The organism is Ruegeria sp. YTSA105 (assembly GCF_059610225.1).
On sequence record NZ_JBXWNE010000011.1, the window covers coordinates 1 to 20,996 of the forward strand.

21 protein-coding genes are annotated in these 20,996 nt (G+C 54.9%); 9 read left to right on the plus strand and 12 right to left on the minus strand.

Features of this window, described 5'->3' with window-relative positions; translation table 11 throughout:
- Positions 1–333: 333 nt before the first annotated feature.
- Entirely contained in the window at positions 334–1,179 is an 846-nt protein-coding gene (locus tag AC2FH2_RS13980; protein ID WP_496824013.1) for an EamA family transporter, read from the minus strand.
- Between the two features lie 139 nt (positions 1,180–1,318).
- On the opposite strand from AC2FH2_RS13980, the gene AC2FH2_RS13985 reads away from it, so the two are divergent.
- The gene (locus AC2FH2_RS13985) at positions 1,319–1,753 is read left to right on the plus strand and encodes a group II truncated hemoglobin (protein ID WP_496702431.1); all 435 of its coding nucleotides are present in this window, start codon (positions 1,319–1,321) and stop codon (positions 1,751–1,753) included.
- A 433-nt stretch (positions 1,754–2,186) separates the two neighbouring features.
- Here the strand turns inward: AC2FH2_RS13985 and glnT are convergent, their stop codons facing one another.
- The 6 genes from glnT to AC2FH2_RS14015 all read right to left on the minus strand — a co-directional run bounded on the left by glnT (position 2,187) and on the right by AC2FH2_RS14015 (position 8,308).
- The gene (gene glnT / locus AC2FH2_RS13990; protein ID WP_142638474.1) at positions 2,187–3,515 is read right to left on the minus strand and encodes a type III glutamate--ammonia ligase; all 1,329 of its coding nucleotides are present in this window, start codon (positions 3,513–3,515) and stop codon (positions 2,187–2,189) included.
- Between the two features lie 80 nt (positions 3,516–3,595).
- Positions 3,596–4,924: an FMN-binding glutamate synthase family protein gene (locus AC2FH2_RS13995; RefSeq protein ID WP_142638687.1), complete on the minus strand. Its 1,329-nt coding sequence runs from the start codon at positions 4,922–4,924 to the stop codon at positions 3,596–3,598.
- A 20-nt stretch (positions 4,925–4,944) separates the two neighbouring features.
- Entirely contained in the window at positions 4,945–5,628 is a 684-nt protein-coding gene (locus tag AC2FH2_RS14000) for a GltB/FmdC/FwdC-like GXGXG domain-containing protein (RefSeq protein ID WP_142638476.1), read from the minus strand.
- Between the two features lies 1 nt (position 5,629).
- Positions 5,630–6,559 carry a class II glutamine amidotransferase gene (locus AC2FH2_RS14005; protein WP_496824015.1) on the minus strand — a complete coding sequence of 310 codons (930 nt, stop codon included), beginning with the start codon at positions 6,557–6,559 and terminating at the stop codon, positions 5,630–5,632.
- A 148-nt stretch (positions 6,560–6,707) separates the two neighbouring features.
- Positions 6,708–6,923, minus strand: a complete 216-nt coding sequence (locus AC2FH2_RS14010) for a hypothetical protein (protein WP_142638480.1) — start codon at positions 6,921–6,923, stop codon at positions 6,708–6,710.
- An 11-nt stretch (positions 6,924–6,934) separates the two neighbouring features.
- Positions 6,935–8,308, minus strand: coding sequence for an ammonium transporter (locus tag AC2FH2_RS14015; RefSeq protein WP_142638482.1), 1,374 nt, complete (start codon positions 8,306–8,308; stop codon positions 6,935–6,937).
- Positions 8,309–8,647: 339 nt separating this feature from the next.
- On the opposite strand from AC2FH2_RS14015, the gene AC2FH2_RS14020 reads away from it, so the two are divergent.
- Genes AC2FH2_RS14020 through AC2FH2_RS14040 form a run of 5 tightly spaced genes read left to right on the plus strand, consistent with a single transcriptional unit; the run spans position 8,648 to position 13,010 of the window.
- On the plus strand, positions 8,648–9,793 hold the full coding sequence (locus AC2FH2_RS14020; RefSeq protein ID WP_142638484.1) for an aminomethyl transferase family protein: 1,146 nt from the start codon (positions 8,648–8,650) through the stop codon (positions 9,791–9,793).
- A gap of 54 nt (positions 9,794–9,847) precedes the next feature.
- Positions 9,848–10,444, plus strand: a complete 597-nt coding sequence (locus AC2FH2_RS14025) for a dimethylamine monooxygenase subunit DmmA family protein (protein WP_496824017.1) — start codon at positions 9,848–9,850, stop codon at positions 10,442–10,444.
- Positions 10,441–11,403, plus strand: a complete 963-nt coding sequence (locus tag AC2FH2_RS14030) for a PDR/VanB family oxidoreductase (RefSeq protein ID WP_281973362.1) — start codon at positions 10,441–10,443, stop codon at positions 11,401–11,403. The genes AC2FH2_RS14025 and AC2FH2_RS14030 overlap by 4 nt, the downstream gene beginning before the upstream one ends.
- 13 nt (positions 11,404–11,416) lie before the next feature.
- Positions 11,417–12,484, plus strand: coding sequence for a heme-dependent oxidative N-demethylase family protein (locus AC2FH2_RS14035; protein ID WP_142638490.1), 1,068 nt, complete (start codon positions 11,417–11,419; stop codon positions 12,482–12,484).
- A 7-nt stretch (positions 12,485–12,491) separates the two neighbouring features.
- On the plus strand, positions 12,492–13,010 hold the full coding sequence (locus AC2FH2_RS14040; RefSeq protein ID WP_496824019.1) for a GNAT family N-acetyltransferase: 519 nt from the start codon (positions 12,492–12,494) through the stop codon (positions 13,008–13,010).
- Here AC2FH2_RS14040 and AC2FH2_RS14045 read toward each other — a convergent pair.
- Together AC2FH2_RS14045 and AC2FH2_RS14050 are read right to left on the minus strand one after the other, a co-directional pair.
- Positions 12,988–13,644, minus strand: a complete 657-nt coding sequence (locus AC2FH2_RS14045) for a helix-turn-helix domain-containing protein (protein WP_185956716.1) — start codon at positions 13,642–13,644, stop codon at positions 12,988–12,990. The genes AC2FH2_RS14040 and AC2FH2_RS14045 overlap by 23 nt on opposite strands.
- A 237-nt stretch (positions 13,645–13,881) precedes the next feature.
- Positions 13,882–14,904 carry a helix-turn-helix domain-containing protein gene (locus tag AC2FH2_RS14050; RefSeq protein ID WP_496824021.1) on the minus strand — a complete coding sequence of 341 codons (1,023 nt, stop codon included), beginning with the start codon at positions 14,902–14,904 and terminating at the stop codon, positions 13,882–13,884.
- Positions 14,905–15,041: 137 nt separating this feature from the next.
- Here AC2FH2_RS14050 and AC2FH2_RS14055 point away from each other — a divergent pair, with 137 nt between their 5' ends.
- A complete protein-coding gene (locus tag AC2FH2_RS14055) occupies positions 15,042–16,064 on the plus strand; it encodes an alpha/beta hydrolase family protein (RefSeq protein ID WP_496824023.1) in 1,023 nt (340 codons plus the stop codon).
- Positions 16,065–16,158: 94 nt separating this feature from the next.
- Here the strand turns inward: AC2FH2_RS14055 and AC2FH2_RS14060 are convergent, their stop codons facing one another.
- A complete protein-coding gene (locus AC2FH2_RS14060; protein ID WP_281973357.1) occupies positions 16,159–16,575 on the minus strand; it encodes a helix-turn-helix domain-containing protein in 417 nt (138 codons plus the stop codon).
- A 70-nt stretch (positions 16,576–16,645) separates the two neighbouring features.
- On the opposite strand from AC2FH2_RS14060, the gene AC2FH2_RS14065 reads away from it, so the two are divergent.
- Both AC2FH2_RS14065 and AC2FH2_RS14070 read left to right on the plus strand, forming a co-directional pair.
- Positions 16,646–17,893 (plus strand): MFS transporter, encoded by a 1,248-nt coding sequence (locus AC2FH2_RS14065; protein ID WP_281995746.1) that lies wholly within the window; start codon positions 16,646–16,648, stop codon positions 17,891–17,893.
- Positions 17,894–17,919: 26 nt separating this feature from the next.
- Complete coding sequence (locus AC2FH2_RS14070; protein ID WP_496824025.1) at positions 17,920–18,816, plus strand: alpha/beta fold hydrolase; 897 nt, start codon at positions 17,920–17,922, stop codon at positions 18,814–18,816.
- A 511-nt stretch (positions 18,817–19,327) separates the two neighbouring features.
- Here the strand turns inward: AC2FH2_RS14070 and AC2FH2_RS14075 are convergent.
- Both AC2FH2_RS14075 and AC2FH2_RS14080 read right to left on the minus strand, forming a co-directional pair.
- Positions 19,328–19,792 (minus strand): hypothetical protein, encoded by a 465-nt coding sequence (locus tag AC2FH2_RS14075; RefSeq protein WP_142638504.1) that lies wholly within the window; start codon positions 19,790–19,792, stop codon positions 19,328–19,330.
- A 131-nt stretch (positions 19,793–19,923) separates the two neighbouring features.
- Complete coding sequence (locus AC2FH2_RS14080; protein WP_281995744.1) at positions 19,924–20,994, minus strand: polyprenyl synthetase family protein; 1,071 nt, start codon at positions 20,992–20,994, stop codon at positions 19,924–19,926.
- Positions 20,995–20,996: the final 2 nt, after the last annotated feature.

Genomic DNA, 20,996 nt, shown 5'->3' on the forward strand with positions numbered 1-20,996 from the left:
ACAATCGCATGCCTGCTGGCCAACACCCTGACCGCCGCATGCCGCGCAAACAAACTCCCCGAACCAGAAGGCCTGACGGCTTAAAACGAGGCCGCCGCTGTTCAAACTGCGGCTGTTCTTTTTTCCGTTCTGATTTAGGTAGGTATTGGCGACCTTTTAGGTCGTAACTTGTGCATGGTGATCGTATCCATTGGCGTGTCGCCTCCCAATTCCCTCCGATCCCCCCTACTACGAGCGTTGTGTGAATCCGGACCGCCACGCTCAGGCGAGATTGAGTGCCTGCGAAACAGCCCGGCTGCAGCCCATCAGGCACGTCAATTCGCAAGGCCGTCCTCAGAGCGCGAGATAGCCGATTCCGGCAAACGCGACGACACAACCAAGCCACTGGCTTGGTGACATACGCTCTTTCAAGATTGCCCAGGCAAGGACAACAGTCAGTAGTCCAAAAACCGAAGCCGCGACGGATGCATATTGGGCATTGGGCAACCTACCGGCCGCGACCACGCTGAGAATTGCGACCGCATCCAGTAAACCCATTAAGCACAATAGGGGCAGTGCTTTTGTGCCGGGCCAAATCGACTTGCGAGACGCAAAAGCTATCGCTGCCAGAACCAGAATTGCCGTGATTCGACCGATTAGAGACACGGTGTATTCGTTGCTGATCTCTGCCGCGTATTGCCCCAGGGCAAATGCTGCGGCGAACCCGGTTGCGGCGAGCAAAGACAAGACAATGGTTGGGCCACGGGCAGGGTAGGTTGTCTCGGTTTTGTCTGAGCGGGCTGCGACGATGGATACTCCGAGGCCGATTGCAATTACGGCCAACCAGTGCCACGCACTGACCATCGAGCCGCGCCAAATTGCGACGGTGACGGACAAGACCGGATAGCTGGCAACTAGCGGCGCAACCAATCGCACGGGCCCTCGATGAAAAGCCTCGTACATGCTGAGCCCGGCCAAGAGGTAAAAAAAACCTGCTGCAATCGCATAAGCCATCGCGTTGCCCGATATGGAGTTGATGTCGCCCCAGGCTGCAACCATCCCGATCTGCAGGATGGCACCAAAGAGCAAAACAAACATAAGCGAGGCGACCACGCTGACGGACTGGCTGATATAGCGGACCGAGAGATCATGAATGCCCCAGCACAACGCAGCTAGCAACCCGAGTGCAAGGGCGCTCATGTAAGGGAAGATTGTTGTAGTGTCGACCATATTGGCATGTGTTCGGTCCCAGATATCAACAGCGCCAAGATGTCACTGTTGATAAACTAATATTCCTGTTATGCAATAATTTAGGCAATGGAGACCCGGAGGATCCACTATGTCCTCGGCTTTGGATCAACTTGGAGGCGAAGAGAGCCTGCGCGCGCTTGTCGAACAATTTTATGATCGAATGGAGGCCGATCCGGCTGTGTATTCCTTGCACCGGCTGCATTTTCGTGGTCACGGATTGAACCATACAAGGCAAGCGCAGTTCGAGTTCCTCAGCGGTTTTTTGGGCGGGAGAGCATATTACCGGGAACGATTTGGCCACATGGATTTACGGGAAATACATGCCCATGTGCCTATTCGCGAGGCCGATGCAGAGCTTTGGCTGGAAACCTTTGACGCCGCTTTGGAAGATTGTGAACTGCGCGGCCCGACGGTGGATAAAATGCGAACCTCCCTGCGACGTGCGGCATTGATGCTTGTTAACGACGTTCCCGACTGGCGCATCGAGGTGGATAGGGAAAAAGAACAAGAAGTCCCAGAATAGGCTATTTGCAGGGTCTCGAAATCAGTCGTCAAACAACCGACCGTTCAGATTAGATGAAGCTGGTCTAAAGTGTTGAACGTCATAAAGATTTGCTCGATCGCGATATCGTCGATTAGGTGTCATCTTTTGCACAGCACCCTTAGCCCATGCCCTGATTGACTGCTTTTCGGCCGCAAGCCAGGGATGATTCCGATTTCCTAGACAACCAAGGGGCCGCCCAAAGCAGCTGTGCAATGCGGGGATTGGGTTCCCGTCTTAAAGGCGCACAATTTCAACGGAATCCCCGTTTGACGATATGTGTGCAAAAGACGCGCCTCGATCTTCGCCCGGCGCGTGTTGACTGAAAAGAACATCCCGGCGTGATCGTTGTTGGTGAATGAACAACAAGGCCGCGGCACAGGCCGCAACCTCGATGTCTTCCAGTTTTACCGGATCAGATATCCAGCGTGTTTTCCTTTTCCCAGCGCGAGAAATGCGACACGAAGGAATTCCACTCCTGATGCTTCATCTTCAGGAAAGCAGACGAGAATTCGGCGCCCATCATGCCCTTCAGGTCTTTGTCTTTGTCGTATTCGCGCAGTGCATCAAGCATGTTCAACGGCAGCTTTGGTGCTCCGCGCACTTTATGGCCTTCGGCATACATATCGATATCCCAGCGCTTGCCAGGGTCTGCTTTGGATCGGATACCTGACAGTCCAGCCGCAATGATCACGGCCTGAAGCAGGTAGGGGTTGGTTGCTCCGTCCGGCAGACGCAATTCAAACCGCCCGGGGCCGGGCACACGCACCATGTGAGTCCGGTTGTTGCCCGTCCATGTCACGGTGTTGGGCGCCCATGTTGCACCCGACATCGTCCGCGGCGCGTTGATGCGTTTGTAGCTGTTCACCGTGGGGTTAGTAATCGCGGCCAGTGCTGAAGCGTGCTTCATGATGCCACCGAGGAAGTGCTTGCCACGCTCTCCCAGACCAACCTCACCGGTCGGGCCGTCGCCCTCGCCTGCAAACACGTTGGTCTTGGCCGCATCGCCTGGCGCATCCCAGACCGAGATATGCGCATGACAGCCATTACCGGTCAGGCCTTCCACCGGTTTCGGCATGAATGTCGCACGCAGCCCATGTTTTTCAGCAACCGATTTGGTCATGAACTTGAAGAAAGAGTGTTTGTCAGCAGTGCGCAGAACGTCGTCAAATTCCCAATTCATCTCGAACTGGCCGTTGGCGTCCTCGTGGTCGTTCTGATAAGGTCCCCAGCCCAGTTCCAGCATGTAGTCACAGATTTCGCGCACGACATCATACCGGCGCATCACGGCCTGTTGGTCATAGCAAGGCTTTTCAGCTGTATCGAAAGGATCGCTAATCTGTTCTCCGTCCGGCGTCATCAGGAAGAACTCGGCTTCGATACCGGTTTTGACATGCATTCCTTCGCTTGCAGCTTCGTCGATCAGGCGGCGCAATACGTTACGAGGGGCTTGCGCGACATCGCTGCCTTCCATAACGCAGTTGCCAGCAACCCAAGCCACTTCGGGCTTCCAGGGCAGCTGAATGACCGATGATGGGTCTGGAACTGCCAGCATGTCAGGATGAGCCGGTGTCATATCCAGCCAGGTGGCGAACCCGGCAAAGCCCGCACCATCTTGCTGCATGTCGGCAATCGCCTGCGCCGGCACAAGCTTGGCCCGTTGTCCACCGAACAGGTCGGTGAACGAGATCATGAAGTATTTGACGCCTTTTTCTTTTGCGAAAGCTGCGAGATCTGTCGTCACGATTGCTTTCCTTTCCCTGTTGAATTCTAGTTTTTCAAAGCAAAAACGCGGCCCCCATCAGGGAGCCGCGCAGCATCGGTTCAGAACCCTTCCTTGCCCGGGTACCAACTGGTGCCCGCCAAGGGGACTCGCGCCATGGCGGCCGCCTCCATTGTCAGGGCACACAGGTCTTCAGGTTCGAGATTGTGCAGGTGATTGTGGCCACATGCGCGCGCGATGGTTTGGGCCTCAAGCGCCATCACCTTCAAATAGTTGCGCAGCCTGCGACCCGCAGCAACCGGGTCAAGACGCGCAGCCAGATCGGGGTCTTGCGTGGTTATCCCTGCCGGGTCCTGACCTTCGTGCCAATCGTCATAAGCGCCAGTGGTTGTGCCCAGCTTCTGGTATTCGGATTCCCATTTGGGATCGTTGTCCCCAAGGGCCACCAGAGCAGCCGTGCCAATGGCAACTGCATCTGCACCCAGCGCCAATGCCTTAGCCACATCGGCCCCGGTGCGAATGCCGCCCGAGATGACCAACTGAACCTCACGATGTACGCCCAGATCCTGCAATGCCTGAACGGCAGGGCGGATGCATGACAGTGTTGGCAACCCGACATGTTCAATGAATACGTCTTGCGTCGCAGCGGTGCCGCCCTGCATGCCATCCATGACGACAACGTCCGCCCCGGCTTTCACTGCCAATGCAGTGTCGTAGTAGGGGCGCGTGGCGCCAACTTTCACATAGATAGGCACTTGCCAATCAGTGATTTCCCGAAGTTCGAGGATCTTGATCTCAAGGTCGTCCGGCCCTGTCCAGTCTGGATGGCGGCAAGCGGACCGTTGGTCAATTCCTTTGGGCAGGGTCCGCATCTCGGCCACACGGTCACTGATCTTTTGACCCAACAACATACCGCCCCCGCCGGGTTTGGCGCCTTGGCCAACCACAATCTCAATCGCATCAGCCTTACGCAGATCGTTGGGATTCATGCCATAGCGTGAGGGCAGGTATTGATACACCAGCTTGGTTGAGTGGCCACGTTCCTCGGGCGTCATGCCACCATCACCGGTGGTGGTTGACGTGCCCGCTGCGGATGCGCCGCGGCCCAGAGCTTCTTTCGCCGGACCTGACAATGCGCCAAAGCTCATACCCGCAATGGTGATCGGGATATCCAGCTCGATCGGCTTTTTGGCAAAGCGCGTGCCCAACGTTACTGAGGTATCGCAACGTTCCCGATAGCCTTCCAACGGATAGCGCGACACCGACGCACCCAGAAAGAGTAGATCGTCGAAATGAGGAACTTTCCGTTTGGCGCCACCGCCACGAATGTCATAGATACCTGTCGCAGCGGCGCGACGGATCTCAGCATTGATCGGATTGGTAAATGTCGCCGACTGAATCGGCAGGGTGCGGGGGATCTGATCGTCCATATCTTTCATACCCTTCTTCCTCAGTAAGCTGCGGAATTGTCGATGTCGAAATTGTAAAGCTGACGAGCCGAACCATAGCGTTTGAACTCTTCCGGCTTGGCGTCGCTGCCAGCGCGGTCCAGCAGATCCCTCAGAATATCCAGATGCTCTGGGCGCATTTCTTTCTCGATGCAATCAGCACCGAGGCTTTTGACCGAACCACGCACGAACAGCCGTGCCTCGTAGAGTGAATCCCCCAGCGCATCGCCCGCATCTCCGCAGACGACCAGATTTCCTGCCTGTGCCATGAAGGCGGACATGTGGCCGATATTGCCATGCACCACGATGTCGATACCTTTCATCGAAATACCGCAGCGCGAGCTTGCGTTACCCTTGATGACCAGCAACCCACCATGGCCTGTGGCCCCGGCATACTGGCTGGCGTCGCCATCGACGATGACTTGGCCGGACATCATATTCTCAGCCACACCCGGACCAACTGAGCCCTGAACCTTGATGGTCGCCTGTTGGTTCATGCCGGCACAATAGTATCCGGTAGACCCCTTGACCGTCACTTCGATCGGCGCGTCCAGTCCGACAGCAATCGCATGGCTGCCTTTTGGATTTACAATTTCCCAGCTGGTTTGGTTGGTCTCGGCGTTTTGCGCCTGCAGGGACGAGTTCAATCCACGCAGTCCGTCTGCCTCTAAATCATAGGTCTGCATTTCAGGCGGCCTTTTCGTGGGTTGTGGGACTGTCGTTGTGCGACCAGAAATATACGGTGGCCGGTTCAGGTTCCCAAACTCGGGCGTCTTCGATTCCTGGCAGGTTCACCAAGGCGCGGTATTCGCTGCCAAAGGCAACATATTGATCTGTTTCTGCCATCACTGCAGGCTTGCAAGCGATTGGGTCACGTACGACGCCAAACCCGTCTTTGGTCCCTACTACAAAGGTGAAAAACCCGTCCAGATCATCAATGCTGGATTCCAGAGCTTCCCCTAAAGTGGCGCCATTCATCATTTTCCAGGTCAGGTATGCGGCACCAACTTCGGTGTCGTTCTCTGTCTGGATGGTAACGCCTTCGCGGCGCAACTTGCGGCGCAACGAGTTGTGGTTGGACAGCGACCCGTTGTGAACCAGACATTGATCGGACCCCGTGTTGAACGGATGTGCGCCCATTGTTGTCACGGCGGATTCCGTCGCCATGCGTGTGTGTCCAATGCCATGAGTGCCGCTCATGCCGCTAAGGCTGAAGCGGTCTGCAACATCCTTGGGCAGGCCAACTTCCTTGTAGATTTCGAGGCTTTCGCCACGACTCATGATACGAACCGTCGGCCGGATTTCAGCCAGCGCGGCGCGCGCGGCTTCGAACTGACGGGCGGGAATTTCCAAGACGGCATGTGTATCATTGTCTGCCTGACCAACCGTCACGCCAAGTCTTTTGCCTAGCTCATCAGCCAAGTCGACGAAGTCCGTTTCGGGGTTGGGGGACTGAACTGTAATCTTGGTTTTGCCATCGGACTCAGAGCCGTAGATTGCAATACCGGCACTATCGGGGCCACGATCTGTCATCGTGATCAGCATGTCTGTCAGCATATTGCCCAGTTGGGGCGCAAGAGACTGGTCTTTGAGGAATAATCCAACAATTCCGCACATGGCTGGCAGATCTCCTTATGTGTTTCATTATGATTCGACGGTACCAACAAATCAGTGGGACATCAATAATCATAGGAAAGTTTTTTTCCTAAGAGGCAATGGGCGCGACCTGTGTTTTTCGCGCCCATTGCAAGCATTCAAGGCTGGATCAATATCGCTCCAACTGTGCTTTCACCTTTTCTTCGTCACCGGTGTGGCGCGCCTTTTCCAGGTGCTCAGCTTCGCGGACGAATTGGATGCGATGCCAGCCAACCCAGAAGACGACACCAATGATGACCATTAGAACTTCGTAACCTTGGAAGGGATAGACCGGCCCGACTTCGGCCAGATCCACGGCCCAGTTTGTATAACCATTCGTAGACATATCTTACTCCCTCATTTCACTGCTACGCCACGGGCGGCCAGTTCTTCTTTATCGGCTTCGATAATGGCAGCTTTGGCGTCCTCATAGGCATGGTGTTCAGCGTAATCGAGACCCTGAAGTTCAACTTCTTCCGGGATGCGCAGTACGCCGGCAGCGGATTGCATTTTCGCCAGAGCCCAGCCTGGCAGGAACCCAAGGACAAAGAACATGATGACCGCACCCGTGATCTGACCGATCGGGTTGATGGTTGCATAACCTTCATATGGTGACGAAGGCACGCCCCACAGGACAAAGCCCGCGATGACCAGCCCGACGACACCTGCATAGCCATGCACGGCAACGGCACCAACGGCATCGTCCAGCTTGAACCGACGCTCTACCCAGTAGTGCAGATTATAGACGATCACGACGCCGATTGCGGCAATGATCATCGCTTGGATCGGGTGATACAAATCGTTTCCAGCAGACGCGGTGATGATACCGGCCAGACCGCCCGAGAAGGTCCAGAAGGCATCTCCCTTCGAGACGACATAGGCTGCCATCAACCCACCCGACAGCGACATCAGGAAGTTAAAGGTAATCGCCGACAGCGTGGTCGGAGCCAGATAGATGTTGGTTGCAGTCCAGGTGGCGCCAACGATCTGACCGTCGATAACCTCGGGCGAGATTACCGGAACGTTACAGGCGGCATAGAAGCCCCAGAACCCGGTATAGATCAGGAAAATTCCGATGGTCAGCAACCATGGATTATGCGGAGGAATATCCCGCGGCGTTCCATCCTTGGCAAACTTGCCAAGTCGTGGACCCAGTACCATGATCACACCAAGTGCGTAACCACCTGCGATTGCATGGATAACGCCTGACGCATAAGCATCGTGATACCCCAATATACGCACCATCCAGCCACCATAGTGCCAGCCCCAAGCAGCGTCGATGATCCACCAGACGGACCCGATCATGACTGCATGGACCCACAAAGCCGATGACCTGATCCGTTCGATCACTGAACCAGAAACGATCGAGGCGGCTGTCCACGAGAACAGAAGGAATGCGGCCCAGAAGACCCCTGTGATTCTGTCGTCCAAATTGGTTGCCATTGTGTTCGCCCACGGTAGATTTGCGGCACCTGCTTCGGTGTCGAGACCGCCCCAGAACGGAAAGTTCGGGAACGCCCAGTAGATCCACCATCCAAAGAAGAAGAACGTGACCGTCACCAGCGGGATGATCATGATGTTTTTCATCAATGTGTGCATATGGTTACGGGCCCGACTGGCACCGACTTCGTACATGCAAAAGCCCACATGGATGAGGAACATGAAGACGACCGTTACCCAGTAATAAAACTCGGTAAAGACCGTCGTAAGTGCATTTAGATTGCCATCCACTTCGTAGTCTCCCTGTTGTTGCAGCAGGAGGTCTTTCTGCGAAGCATTTCCTGCTGGGAATAATTGTATACTAAGGGGACAATCTCATTGGCGACCTGTCAATAGATATGTGGGGCAAACATCTTTAAGGTCTGTGCTTGATGTATGTCCCCACACGTCCAAAAACGCACTAAGCCACAGATAAAGAAAAGAAATATCAATATTCTCGAATGTTCTTAGGGTGCAAAAATTGCAGGCAAATATTCCCAACAGGAAAAAATTCTGCACACAAGTGTTGATTTTCAACCCAACATCGGCCTCAATATGGGCAACAAAAACGATCAACGGGAGAACCGAACCATGGCCATTCTTTGGAGAACGTCGGCCCTTGCGCAGCGCCACGCCCAGATCGGCGGCGAGCTTGAAGACTGGAACGGGATGGGGACTGCTTGGTTCTATGACCAAAGCCCTGAACGCGCCAAAGCTGACTACGAAGCAATTCGAACCAAAGCTGGTCTTATGGATGTTTCCGGCTTGAAAAAGGTTCACGTGGTTGGTGAGGATGCCGCCTATGTCATTGATCGTGTCACCACGCGGAACGTCGAAAAGATCATGCCGGGGCGGTCGACATATGCCTCGATCCTGAATGCCGAAGGCAAGTTTGTTGATGATTGCATCATCTATCGCCTGTCGGTGAACACGTGGCTGGTGGTGCATGGCACAGGCACCGGAATGGAGCAGCTGACATCCGTGGCGGCGGGTAAGAATTGTTCGGTCATCTTCGATGATGACATGCATGACATGTCGCTGCAGGGTCCGGTGGCTGTAGACTTCCTGGCCAAGCACATCCCCGGAATTCGGGATCTGGCCTATTTCGGCATCATGCAGACCAAACTCTATGGCTGCCCGGTGATGATTTCGCGGACCGGATATACCGGCGAGCGCGGGTATGAGATATTCTGTCAGGCCAAGCACGCCGTTCACTTGTGGGACAGCATTCTGGCTGATGGCAAGGATATGGGCATCGTCCCGGTCCAGTTCTCGACGCTCGACCTGTTGCGCACCGAAAGCTACCTGCTGTTTTACCCCGGCGACAATTCCGAAACCTATCCGTTCGATGGCGATACCTGCGGCGATACACTGTGGGAACTGGGCCTGGATTTCACTGTCTCACCTGGAAAAACCGGCTTTATCGGCGCCGAGAACCACTATGCATCGCAAGGCAAAGAGCGGTTCAAGATCTATGGCGTCAAACTGAACGGCACGACGCCGGCGGATGAAGGCGCGGATCTGCTGCAAAACGGCGAGAAAGTCGGCGTTGTCACCTTCGGCATGTATTCTGATATCAATGGTCACAATGTGGGTATCGCGCGGATGCCGGTCGCATGTGCATCACCCGGCACCAAGCTGACGGTGCGCAACGGCGATGGGACAGAAATAACGGCAACTGCGGAAGAGATGCCGTTCTACGATCAGGACAAATCGATCAGAACCGCAAAGGGCTGAGTTTCAGGGGGCGCGACGGACACACCGTGGCGCCCTTTTCCTATTGAGGGCACAATGTCAAAGTTCGAATTTCCCAAGTCAATCGCAAGCCGCCCGGTCTGGGGCGCGCTAGAGGTTCGCCAGGGCGAACATCATCTCATGATAGCCGAGGCCCAAGGGGCCGAAGCCATTCTCGACATCGCAACACCTGACCTGATGGCCAAAACCCATCTGATCTATATCCCGAAAGGCACGGATTTCGCGGAAAAGATAAGGGCATTGAACCCTGCTCAGTTCTATGAAGGCCCGTCTTTCGAGGCGTCTCTGCCGCGCATTCGCAGGGTTCTGGAGGACGCGCATATGGGATTGCAGGTCTACCTGACCGGCACCGAAGGCATGATGGGGCAGGCCATGAATGAAGTGATGGCTGTGGGTCTGCCACACACGGCGATCCAGACCGAACATCGCGGATCGGTCGCCCGTCGGATGCAATGCGTGCATTGCAAAGGCATCACCGAAGACGTCGAGATTGACCCGTTTGTCTGTTCACATTGCGGCCTAAACCTGTTTGTGCGCGATCACTACTCCCGCCGTCTTGCCGCCTATCAGGGCGTCCGTATCGACGCCGAGGATCATGGTAATGTGCCCGAGTCGAAGGGGATTTACGAATGAGCGGTGCTGAGAAAATTCAGGTCAAGGTGACCGAGATCACTCCGCTGAACGAATTGGTGACGCGGTTCCGGTTCGAACGTATCGACGGCGCGCCATTACCAACCTTTTCGGGCGGGGCACATACTGTGGTCGAAATGCAGGATGGTGCCATTACACGGCTTAACCCCTATTCGTTGATGTCAGATCCGTTTGATCAGTCATCTTATACAATTTCAGTTCGACGCGATGATGAGGGCAGGGGGGGGTCGCTGTTCATGCACCGCCAGGTCAAGCTGGGCGACGAGATGACCATCAGCTATCCGGTCAACTTGTTTTCACTGGACTTGCGCGCCCGCAAGCATCTGTTTCTGGCCGGTGGCATCGGGATCACCCCGTTTCTGGCACAGATTAAACAGTTGGAATTGCTGCACGGGCATTGGGAGTTGCATTACGCGTGCCGAAACACTGCCTTGGCATCTTATGCTGAGCAACTGACAGACAGACATCCGAACGAAACCCATCTGTACTATGACGATCAGAGCCAGGCGATTGATCTGAAAAATCTACTCAGCGGGCAACCCCTGGGAACGCATGTGTATGTGTGTGGTCCAAAGGGCATGATCGACTGGGTCCGAAACACGGCTGCCGCCGAAGGCTGGCCCGAAGATTGCGTGCACTACGAAGAGTTCCTGGCGCCTCAGCCCGGCAAACCGTTCGAGGTGCGCTTGGCGGCATCGGATAAGGTCATTCATGTGGGTGAAAACGAAAGCCTGCTGGAGGCCATCGAACGTGAAGGCGTGGACGCACCATATCTGTGCCGCGGTGGGGCCTGCGGTCAGTGCGAAACCGTTGTGCTCGACCATGAAGGTAATTTCGTTCACCGCGATCACTGGCTGACCGGCGAAGAAAAGGCTGCGGGCAAGAAAATCATGCCCTGTGTATCGCGTTTCGAGGGCAAGTCCCTCGTGCTGGACCGTTGAGAGGAGGCCCAACATGACCATTCAATTCAACGACGAATCCTTCCGCGACGACTATACGTTTCACAACTCGGACTGGGCGATCAAACGCTTTCCGTTTCCGTTTCACGAAGACAGCTATATGTATTCGGTCAACATGGAACAGCATCGCGGCGGGCCCAAAGGATCGGTCTACGAGATGCGGTTCGACGTCGACGAACACTATGTGTCCGAGATGAAAGACCGCGCCATGGTATTGGATCAGGATCCGTTGCGCTGCCAGTCACTGCCGCATATGACTTTGGCCGGTTGGGACTTGCTGGAGCTGATCATGGTCAGCAAATCCGAAGACTATCCCGATCTGTTCGAACTGCATCGCAATGGCAACCAGTGGCGCTGGGTCAACAAACCGATGGGCATTGATCACAGCTTTACCTTCATGGACGAAACCACGCTTCCGTACGGGCCGATGGAATACATCACCCGTCAGGCACAGGGTGATTTCGCCGTGCTGGATCAGCGTGACGAGATGCTGTGGATGGACGCGGGAATGGTGACGACCCAAGCGGATTGGAGCCTGGATTTTGACATCGGAATGAACTTTTTCGAATGGCACGCGCCGGTTCCCAAAGCCCATGAAATGGGCATTTTCCAACGCGCCCTGAAATTCCTGCTGAACATTCAACAGGGTGCCCCGGCACGGCGTCTGAATTGGACTATGACAGTGAATCCGCTGCTGGATACCAGCCCGGAAAACTATCACAAATGGGGTATCCAGAAGACGACGCTGACACCTGAAAACATAGCGCACAAACAGTATCTGCGGGTCGAGTTGCAAACCTTTTTCCGCCTGCCGCGATCCAACGCCCTGGTATTCCCGATCCGCTGCTACCTGTGTAGTTTTCAGGACCTGATGACCGTTCCCAAATGGGGCCGCCGTCTGCATCGGGTCATCCGGGACCTGCCGGTCGAGCTGGCAACCTATAAAGGGTTCATCGATAACCGCCCCATGATGTTGGACTATCTCAGCCAGTTTGACGACGGGTTGCCCACATCTCCGGGGATCTGGCCGGATTTGGAAACGGAACCACCTTTGTCTAAGTAAGCGAGACTTGCGAAATTTCTCAACTCATATGATTGATCCGGGCGAAGCGCCTTGGCTCATCTCGAGTGACGATTTTGCATTGTATGACGTGCTTGCGCTGCTTCGCGGGTCATTTCAGTACATGGATGCCCGGATCGACCCTCCGTCTTCTATCCATAGTCTGAACGTGGAAGGAATGCAGGTGCATTGTCAGGGTGGCGGCGAAATCTGGGCCGTTGGGCGACCACTTTTCGCGTGTATGTTTCTGACGCCCAAGCCAGACAGTTTGTACCTTGGAAAGCTTGCGGTGAAGGATGGATTGCGGGGTCAGGGTATCGGCCGCAGGTTAGTGCATCATGCTGAACGCCGTGCAGCAGAGCTTGGCTTACCTGCGCTGGAACTGGAAACACGCGTGGAACTTACTGAAAACCATCGCGTATTTTCGAGGCTGGGGTTCACGATCGTAAGCACGGGCAGTCGCGAAGGCTATGACAGACCCACAGATTTCTTATTGCGCAAACCGATCAGTTTGTCTGCGGATAGCTGATAACTGATATATACCGCGCCGGCAGGCTGACAAGCCGTTCGGGCCCATGCGGAGCATCTGCATCAAAGAACAGGGTATCGCCGGGTTTTAGCGGGTAAATCTGGTCCCCGTGGCGGTAATCCACCTCACCGTCCAGCATGTAAATCGTCTCGATCCCGCCATGTTGGAAAGTTGGGAACACATCTGATTCAGCGGTCAGGGTAATCAGATACGGTTCGACGATCACGCCGGATCCGTTGGCACCAATATGTCCCAACAGGTTATACTGATGGTTCGCACGTGTTCCTTCACGCTCCAGTTCGACGCCTTCTCCTGCTTTTGTATGAACCGCCTCGCGGCGTTCTTCAAACTGTCGGAAAAAGCTTGTCAAAGGAACCGAAAGCGCATCCGCCAGCGATTGCAGAGTCGTCAAGGACGGCGACGTATTTCCGTTTTCGATCTTGGACAGCATGCCAATCGACAGGCCGGTCAACTGGGCCAGCTCTGCGACCGTTATGTTCTGCTGTTTGCGAAAGGCACGAACCTCGCGGCCGATGGCAACTTCAAGAACTTTCTCTCTGTCACCCGAACGAACGGAATGTGGGTCCTGCGTCAGGTTTGCTGCCATTTCTTTGTCGCGTTTTTTCAATTTCATTCTTTCAACGTCTTGCTACACGTGTCCAAACCGGTTCTGCAAGCAGGCGCGGCGCAATACCCAATTCTATTCGGATTACCATAGCATCAGTTTTTCCTGATAGTAATATAATCATGCTGACAGAAAACAGAATAGAGATCGGGTTCTCACTGTTTGACGGCTTTCACGGCTCTGACGCCGATGTCCTAAATCAAGGTTCGGCAGCTGTGGCAAGGATGCTTGGTACACCAGAACGTCTTAGGTTTTGACCCTTTCATCGGGCGCTTCCACAAGAGACCTCAACCAGCGACGCGGATTGACGCCGATCACCCTTAAGAACTCGCGGTTGAAGTTCGACTTGGTGTTAAACCCGCTGGCCAACATCGCCTCGGTCACCGATTTTCCAGTCTTCATTACGGCGCAAGCGTGAGATATCCGATGCCTATTGATGTAGCGAGATACATTCTCGCTTTTGCCTTTGTTGATTGCGCTTGAAAGCTGCTTTTCTGGAACCTGCAATTTTCGGGCCAACCGGGCCAATGTGAGATCGGGATCGAGATATGGCTTATGTGTTTCCATATAGGCGTCGAGCTTTTCGACAATAGCGGTGTCACGGGTTTTATCTTGCTTGGAATACGCATCGCGAGTGTCAGAGCCAATGCTCTGGCTTTCGATTGCATGCGATAGGCTGAGCGCCCCTAATATGAGCAATGTGATTGCGGAAAACAGGCTTGGCAGCCAGAGCAAGACCTCGGTGTCTCCGGATGCAAGGCGGACTCCAATGAATATGTCGCTGCCTGCTGAGGCGATCAAAGCGATGGCCAGAACACGCCAAACCCAAACAATCATGCGCCCGTTTTCTAAGCGGCTATGGGGCAAACAATCTTCGCCGCACAAGAGCATAAACGCGATGGCGATACCGTATGCCGCAAAGAGAAAGGGGATCAACACGTCCAGCGCTTCGGGTTGGGTTGCCAGAAAACTTATCGCAAGGGCCGGACCTACCGCATGCAAATACAAGTCCTGTCTGCGCAGATAACCCACCGAGGCCTGACGAAAGGACAGCCACGCGGATGCGGCAATTACAGTCGCAAGAATGGGCTGAACGACCCTGAGACCCGTAAAGCCATAATATTGCACAAGCGCGATAACCGCACTTTGTGCTGCGCAGCATCCGATGAGGACCAAAAGCGTGGGATGGGTTTTGCGGGTCAGAAAGCGATGTAAAAGAAAGCCCGAAAGCAGCAGGGCAGTAATCATTGGGATTGGTAGAACTGGCATCAGGGGGGTCCGTTTTCGTCTGTCATAGGACCTAAATCCTGATCTGCGCGACCTTAAACCGGATTCAGGTCGTATGAAATCCCGACAGCGTCTGAATGTAGGCCGACACTAATGCCACCCTACAAAAAAGGCGCGCCATGAAACTTCCTCTTCTTACCCTCGTCATGACCCTTTCGGCGGGCACGGAAATTGCTGCACAAGATGTCGGCCTCGTCGAATTGACGATTGCCGCACCTCATCATGATCAGGACATGCAAATGGCTGTCATGTTCCCTGCGGCAGGTCAGCGCCAGACTATGTTTGCAGAAAATGCAGTGTTCTATGGAACAGCAGTAGTCGAAAACGCCAGGCCGGTGCCAGGGCAACATCCGGTTGTTCTTCTCTCACACGGATGGGGCGGCAATTATGCACGAATGGCGTGGCTTAGTGCGGGGTTGGTCTCGCAAGGTGCAATCGTAGTGGCAGTAAACCATCCAGGCAGCACGACCTTAGATTTGGATTTCGATACTGCATTTAATCATTGGACCCGCGCCCAGGACATGTCCACCGCGTTGGATCACGCGCTGCAAGACCCGGTTTTCGCCCCCCTCATCGACACTTCACGGATCTACGCCACGGGCTTCTCTTATGGTGGCTGGACAGCCCTTTCGCTTGCGGGCGTCCAGGGCAATCGTGACGGATTTTTCGATTATTGCGAGGCCGCAGGGGCAGGGTCACAATTTTGCGCAAAGTTGACGGCAGAGGGTGTCAATGTAACCGCAATCGACCAGGAAAAATATGAGGCATCTTACAAGGATCCACGGGTCAGTGCCGTCGCAGCCATTGATCCGGGACTAACTTGGGATCTTGCGCATAAGGATGTGCGGGACGTGACAGCCTCGCTTTTTCTGATTGGATTGGGTGACGGGGCCGACAGGCTGAATGCAACAGACACGAGCGCTCTGGGAAGCAATTTTGAGGCGCTGGTTCCTCAGGCTGCGGTGATGACGATCGCGCCCGCAACGCATTTCACCGCGCTTGGATTATGTAAGCCCGCCGGTGAAGCGATTTTGATCGAAGAGCAGGACGATCCTGTTTGCACTGATCCCGTGGGAACTGACCGCGCCCAAGTCCTTGATATGATAATTGACAGTTTGGCCGCTCACTTCGATCTGAATTAGTGTATTTCGGACATTTACATATCGGCATTGCATCCATGGTGCGGGCCGACCATACCCCTCAGCGGTATACTAAAAATTCGTAGTTGGCTTGCCGCTACCTGCCACTGGCTTTCTTCGTGCCCCGGTGATGGGCGAGGTCGATGAGCCGTCTGAATGTTGGGCATTCCAAATGCGATGGCGCCGGGCAATCCGCCACATGTCGCAGGGTATCGCGCAGCGCCGTCAGCTCGCGGATTTGCCGATCCAGCGCATCCGCACGAATGTGAAACTCTTGCCGGGGGATATTCGGAGTTCCATCAAGGCCGAACATCCCCGAGATTTCCTCAAGTGAAAACCCCGCAGATTTGCCCATCGTGATCAGGGCTAGTTGCAATAAGACATCCGGCGTGAACTGCCGACGAAGCCCGTGCCGCGCAACAGACGAAATCAGGCCAAGCTCATCATAGTAACGCAGCGTTGAAGTTGGGGTGCCGGTCATTTTCGACACCTCGCCTATATCCAAAAGTTTCATGCTTGACCTCAAGTCGACTTGAATTCGTAACGTCGCCTTCTGTAGCGATTCCGACAAGAGGAAAATAGTGGTGCACATCAAATCAAATGCATTGAAGACAACGAGACCCGGCGCTTTGTTGTGTTTCTCCCTGTCCATGCTGCTGGCCTCATTGGGCACCAGCATTGCCAATATCGCCTTGCCTGCAATCGCCCAGGACCTGAAAGCGCCGGTACATCAAGTGCAATGGGTGGTGATCGCATATCTCGCGACACTGACGCTGTTCTCTGTGCTGGCTGGACGACTTGGGGACCGCTTTGGACGACAGCAGATGCTGATCTTCGGGCTTATACTTTTCGCGCTGGCCTCTGCGTTTTGCGGCTTGGCGCCCAATCTTAAGGTGTTGAGTGCCGCGCGGTCTCTTCAGGGAATTGGCGCTGCATTCCTCATGGTGCTGACCGTCGCACTCGTTCGCGATATTTTTGAAACAGAGCGTGTCGGGCAAGCCATGGGCCTGTTGGGCACGATGTCGGCGGTCGGAACCGCACTGGGACCTTCGTTGGGTGGCGTGCTGATTGGAAAACTCGGGTGGCAAGGAGTGTTCTTTGTCCTGGTGCCGATGAGCCTGACTACGGCCATTTTGGCCGTTCGGCTTTTGCCCGCAAGTGTTTCCTCTGGGATAACACCTCTGGTCGGACTAACTGCACTGCGAAAGAGCGGCGCTATCCCCGGCCTTGCGGCAAATTTTCTGGTGGCAAATGTGATGTTGACCACTTTGCTGATAGGCCCCTTCTTTCTGGGGCAGTCTCTTGGGCTGAGCGCGGCGAAAGTGGGGCTTGTCATGTCGGTCGGACCAATCATATCGATCTTCCTCGGCGTCCCATCGGGTCGGCTAGTGGATGCATGGGGGGCAGCGCGTGTTCTGTCGCTTGGGCTCATTGCTCTGACCACCGGGACCTTTGCGCTTGCGGTCCTGCCAGTCGCATTCGGTGTCATTGGTTACATTGGCGCTATCAGCATCCTGACACCGGGATACCAGTTGTTTCAGGCCGCCAACAACACCATGATCATGGTGGGGGTTCGGGCAGATCAGCGGGGGACAGTTTCAGGGCTGCTTGGCTTGTCGCGCAATCTGGGCCTTATTTTCGGCGCCTCTGTCATGGGGACGGTCTTTTCCTTTGGGATCGGGGCCCGCACCGTCGAGGCAGCATCTGCTGAAGCGATTGCCAACGGGATGCAGCTCACCTTTGTAATCTGCGGGGTATTGGCCATCGTGGCGTATTGGCTTTCGCGTCGAACTTCGTTGAAGAGCATCACCAGTAAGACAGTCGCGAGATAATGATAAAGGAGGTCGCAGTCCTACCGATGAACACTTTTAAACCTGTCCCAATAGACGGCTTGAACGTACAGATTTGGGGGCATGGCGATACGCCCGCGCTCATTTTCCATGGGGGGCCAGGGTCGGGTCTCAACCCGCAGCACACAGCCTATTTCGACGCCGACCGCCATCGGGTGGTTCTTTTTGACCAACGCGGAACAGGGTTGTCGGGCAGAGCTGGTCGGGTCACTGCAAACACGACCCAGCACACCCTACGCGATGCCGAGGCTATCCGGATGGCCCTGGGATATGAAGATTGGATAGTGCTGGGTGGTTCATGGGGTGGCGCACTGGCATTGGCCTACGCATCCGCTCATCCTGATCGGGTACGCGCATTGATCGTGCGCAGCACGCATATCTGCCGCCCTTCAATGGACCAGTGGATGTTGCGCGATAGGGCAAAGCGTTTCGAAGCCGGGCAGCGTGCGCGCGGCCTGTTTCTCGATCCTCTCGATGAGACAGAACAGCTCCATCCTGCCATAGCATGGTTTGCCCGTATGGAAGATAATGACGCGCAAGCACGTGAGGCAGCCCGCCGTGTGATGGCGCTTGAAGATGCGTTTCATGGACCGCAACCCGGCACTGTGCGGCTTCCGGCATCCGTCACCCAAAGCGACATAAATCGCACCCGCGTGTACCTTTGGTACTGGCTTAATAATTTCTTCCTACCTGCTACCGGCCCCGGAGATCCAAATACAATCGCCGTACTCCCACATCGTTTGATCCATGGGGCGGATGACCTAATATGCCCGATTGAACCTGCCCGTGCCTTTGCCCAAGCTGGAAAGCTTCAATTTGAGGAGATTGAGAGACTGGGTCACAACGGTTTGGCGCCGCAGATGATCGCTGCTGTGCGCCAAGCCGTAGAAGATTTGAGCGGTTGAGTATCAAGCAGAAGCGCGTTCTCAAATCGGACAATCGCGGCAATTCCGAGTGCGCGCAATTTGGGTTCAGGGCATCGTCATTTTTTTGGTTGCGTGAGGTGGCTGAAGCAAAGCGCGATGCCTGACCGCCTTCGATTCCGTATGCGAGAGACAGGGGACAATTCTGGCTGGTCATTTCGCTTCGCGCGTCGATGTTGCTCAGCAGTTTATATCGTTTTGCCGGTAATCTTTTGGTCGAATTTTGTGCCAAGGCGACCCATCTCACCCGATTTAAAAAGCTGTTTGTTCTTGCTCGGCATTCACGTTGGCTGTGGCACCTAAAAGCCCAATGGCAGGAATAGTTAAGCTATCTATGAGGCGCATGTTTAGCCTCGCCCGGTGCCAGCTTCGTATGAGGCAGATGATTACAAATCGAAATATTTTTCGAAGCTATTTTTCTGCATATGTGCAATCGAAATAGAAAACTCCGACCACGGGCAATACTGCACCCTACCTTCGGGGCAGGATCACTTTAGTCAGCCACAACCTCAAAGGTGACAACGATGGCGGTGTTTTCGCTGCCTTTGGTGTATACGCGCCCCTGATACTGGCCGGGTTCTGCCAGATCATGAATGGTGAGGCTTACGGCAACGTCGACGGCCTGTCCCGGGGGAATACGGACTGCGGAAGGTTGGATGCTCATCTTGTCGGTTGGCAACACGTTGCCGTCGCGGCTGATCATGTCGCCCGGTTCGAACTGCAAGTCGACAACGTCTGCTCCGGCAGGTGCAGCAAAGGACAAGAGAATGGTTCCTGTCTCACCGGGCCTGCAGGGCTTGCGGCAGTGAAAGGGTCCGTCCAGCTGTTGTGTGGTGCTGTTTTCCGCATTCAGAATGCCCCGTGCGATCTGAGATATCGGAAGTGTATCCTGCTCCGGAACGGCCTTGGTGGCCGTGCGGAGAGCGCTGACAAATGGTTTTCGCTCGAAATAAGGCATAGCTCAATGTGCACAGCCTACAGCGTTTAGTAAATGACAAACTTGAAAGGAATGCGTATTGGATTCGGCGGTGGATTCACGGGATTTCGAAATTTAAGATATTGAATATCTACAAAAAAATAGGGCGAGTGTTAGACCTGACGCGCCACCAGATAATCCATGAACTGACCAAGAAACGCGCGCGGCGCCGCGTTGGTATTTGCAAATACAACATCGAATTCCCGACGGGCCGCCGCAAGCAGGTCATTTGCTGCGGCCTGAGCATATTCAATGCAAGAATAGTGGTTCATCCGCGCCAATACCCATTCGACCTCTTGCTCCGAACGGGCCGTTCTTGGCTTTTCTAGAAACTCTGACAGTCGGGACTGTTCCTGCCGATCCGCCTGCGCCCCAAGACGTCCCAGCATCAGCGTGCGTTTGCCTTCGTAGATATCCCCACCGATCTCTTTGCCGTATTTACCCTGGCTTCCCACAAGATTCAGAACGTCATCCTGGATCTGAAAGGCGGCCCCCAGAAAAAAGCCGAACGCGTTGAAGTCATCCAGATTCAGCGCCCCGGAGGCGACATCGTCCGGGCGCGCGATCAGGGCACCTATACGCATCGGGTGAATGAAGCTGTACCAGCAGGTTTTCTTCAGACACATGGTCAGATAGTCGGACGGGCTGAGGTCAAGGCGATTGTCTTTTATCCATCCCAATTCAAGGGCTTGGCCCTCGATCGACTCTTTCAGCAGGTGATCAAATTCGTCCACCACACGCGCGCCGGTCATCGGGCCCAGAGGGCCGAGGTTCTGGCGCAGCAGGCTTAGCGCCAGAGATTGCATGCCGTCGCCGATATTGATCGCCAAGGGCACACCAAGACGTTTGTGCATACATTCCCGACCCCGTCGGAAATCGCTGAGGTCTTCGATATCGTCATGAACCAGAAATGCATTGTGCAGCAATTCGATGACCGCAGCAGCAATTTCGGCATCCTCGGCTTTTCCGCCGAATGCTTCACACGTGGCCAAAAGAAGGGCAGGTCTAAGCCCTTTGCCCGAGGTTTCGATATAGTCCCGCATAGGCCCATAGAGATAGGCTTGCGGCTCACCCGTTGGCATTTTGTCCAACAGTACCTTGCGCGCCTGATCGCCATAACGCGTCAGTTGGTCAAGGAAGCCTTGCGTGGCCGCGGATGCCGGCTGCGCCTTGGGAACAGTCACCT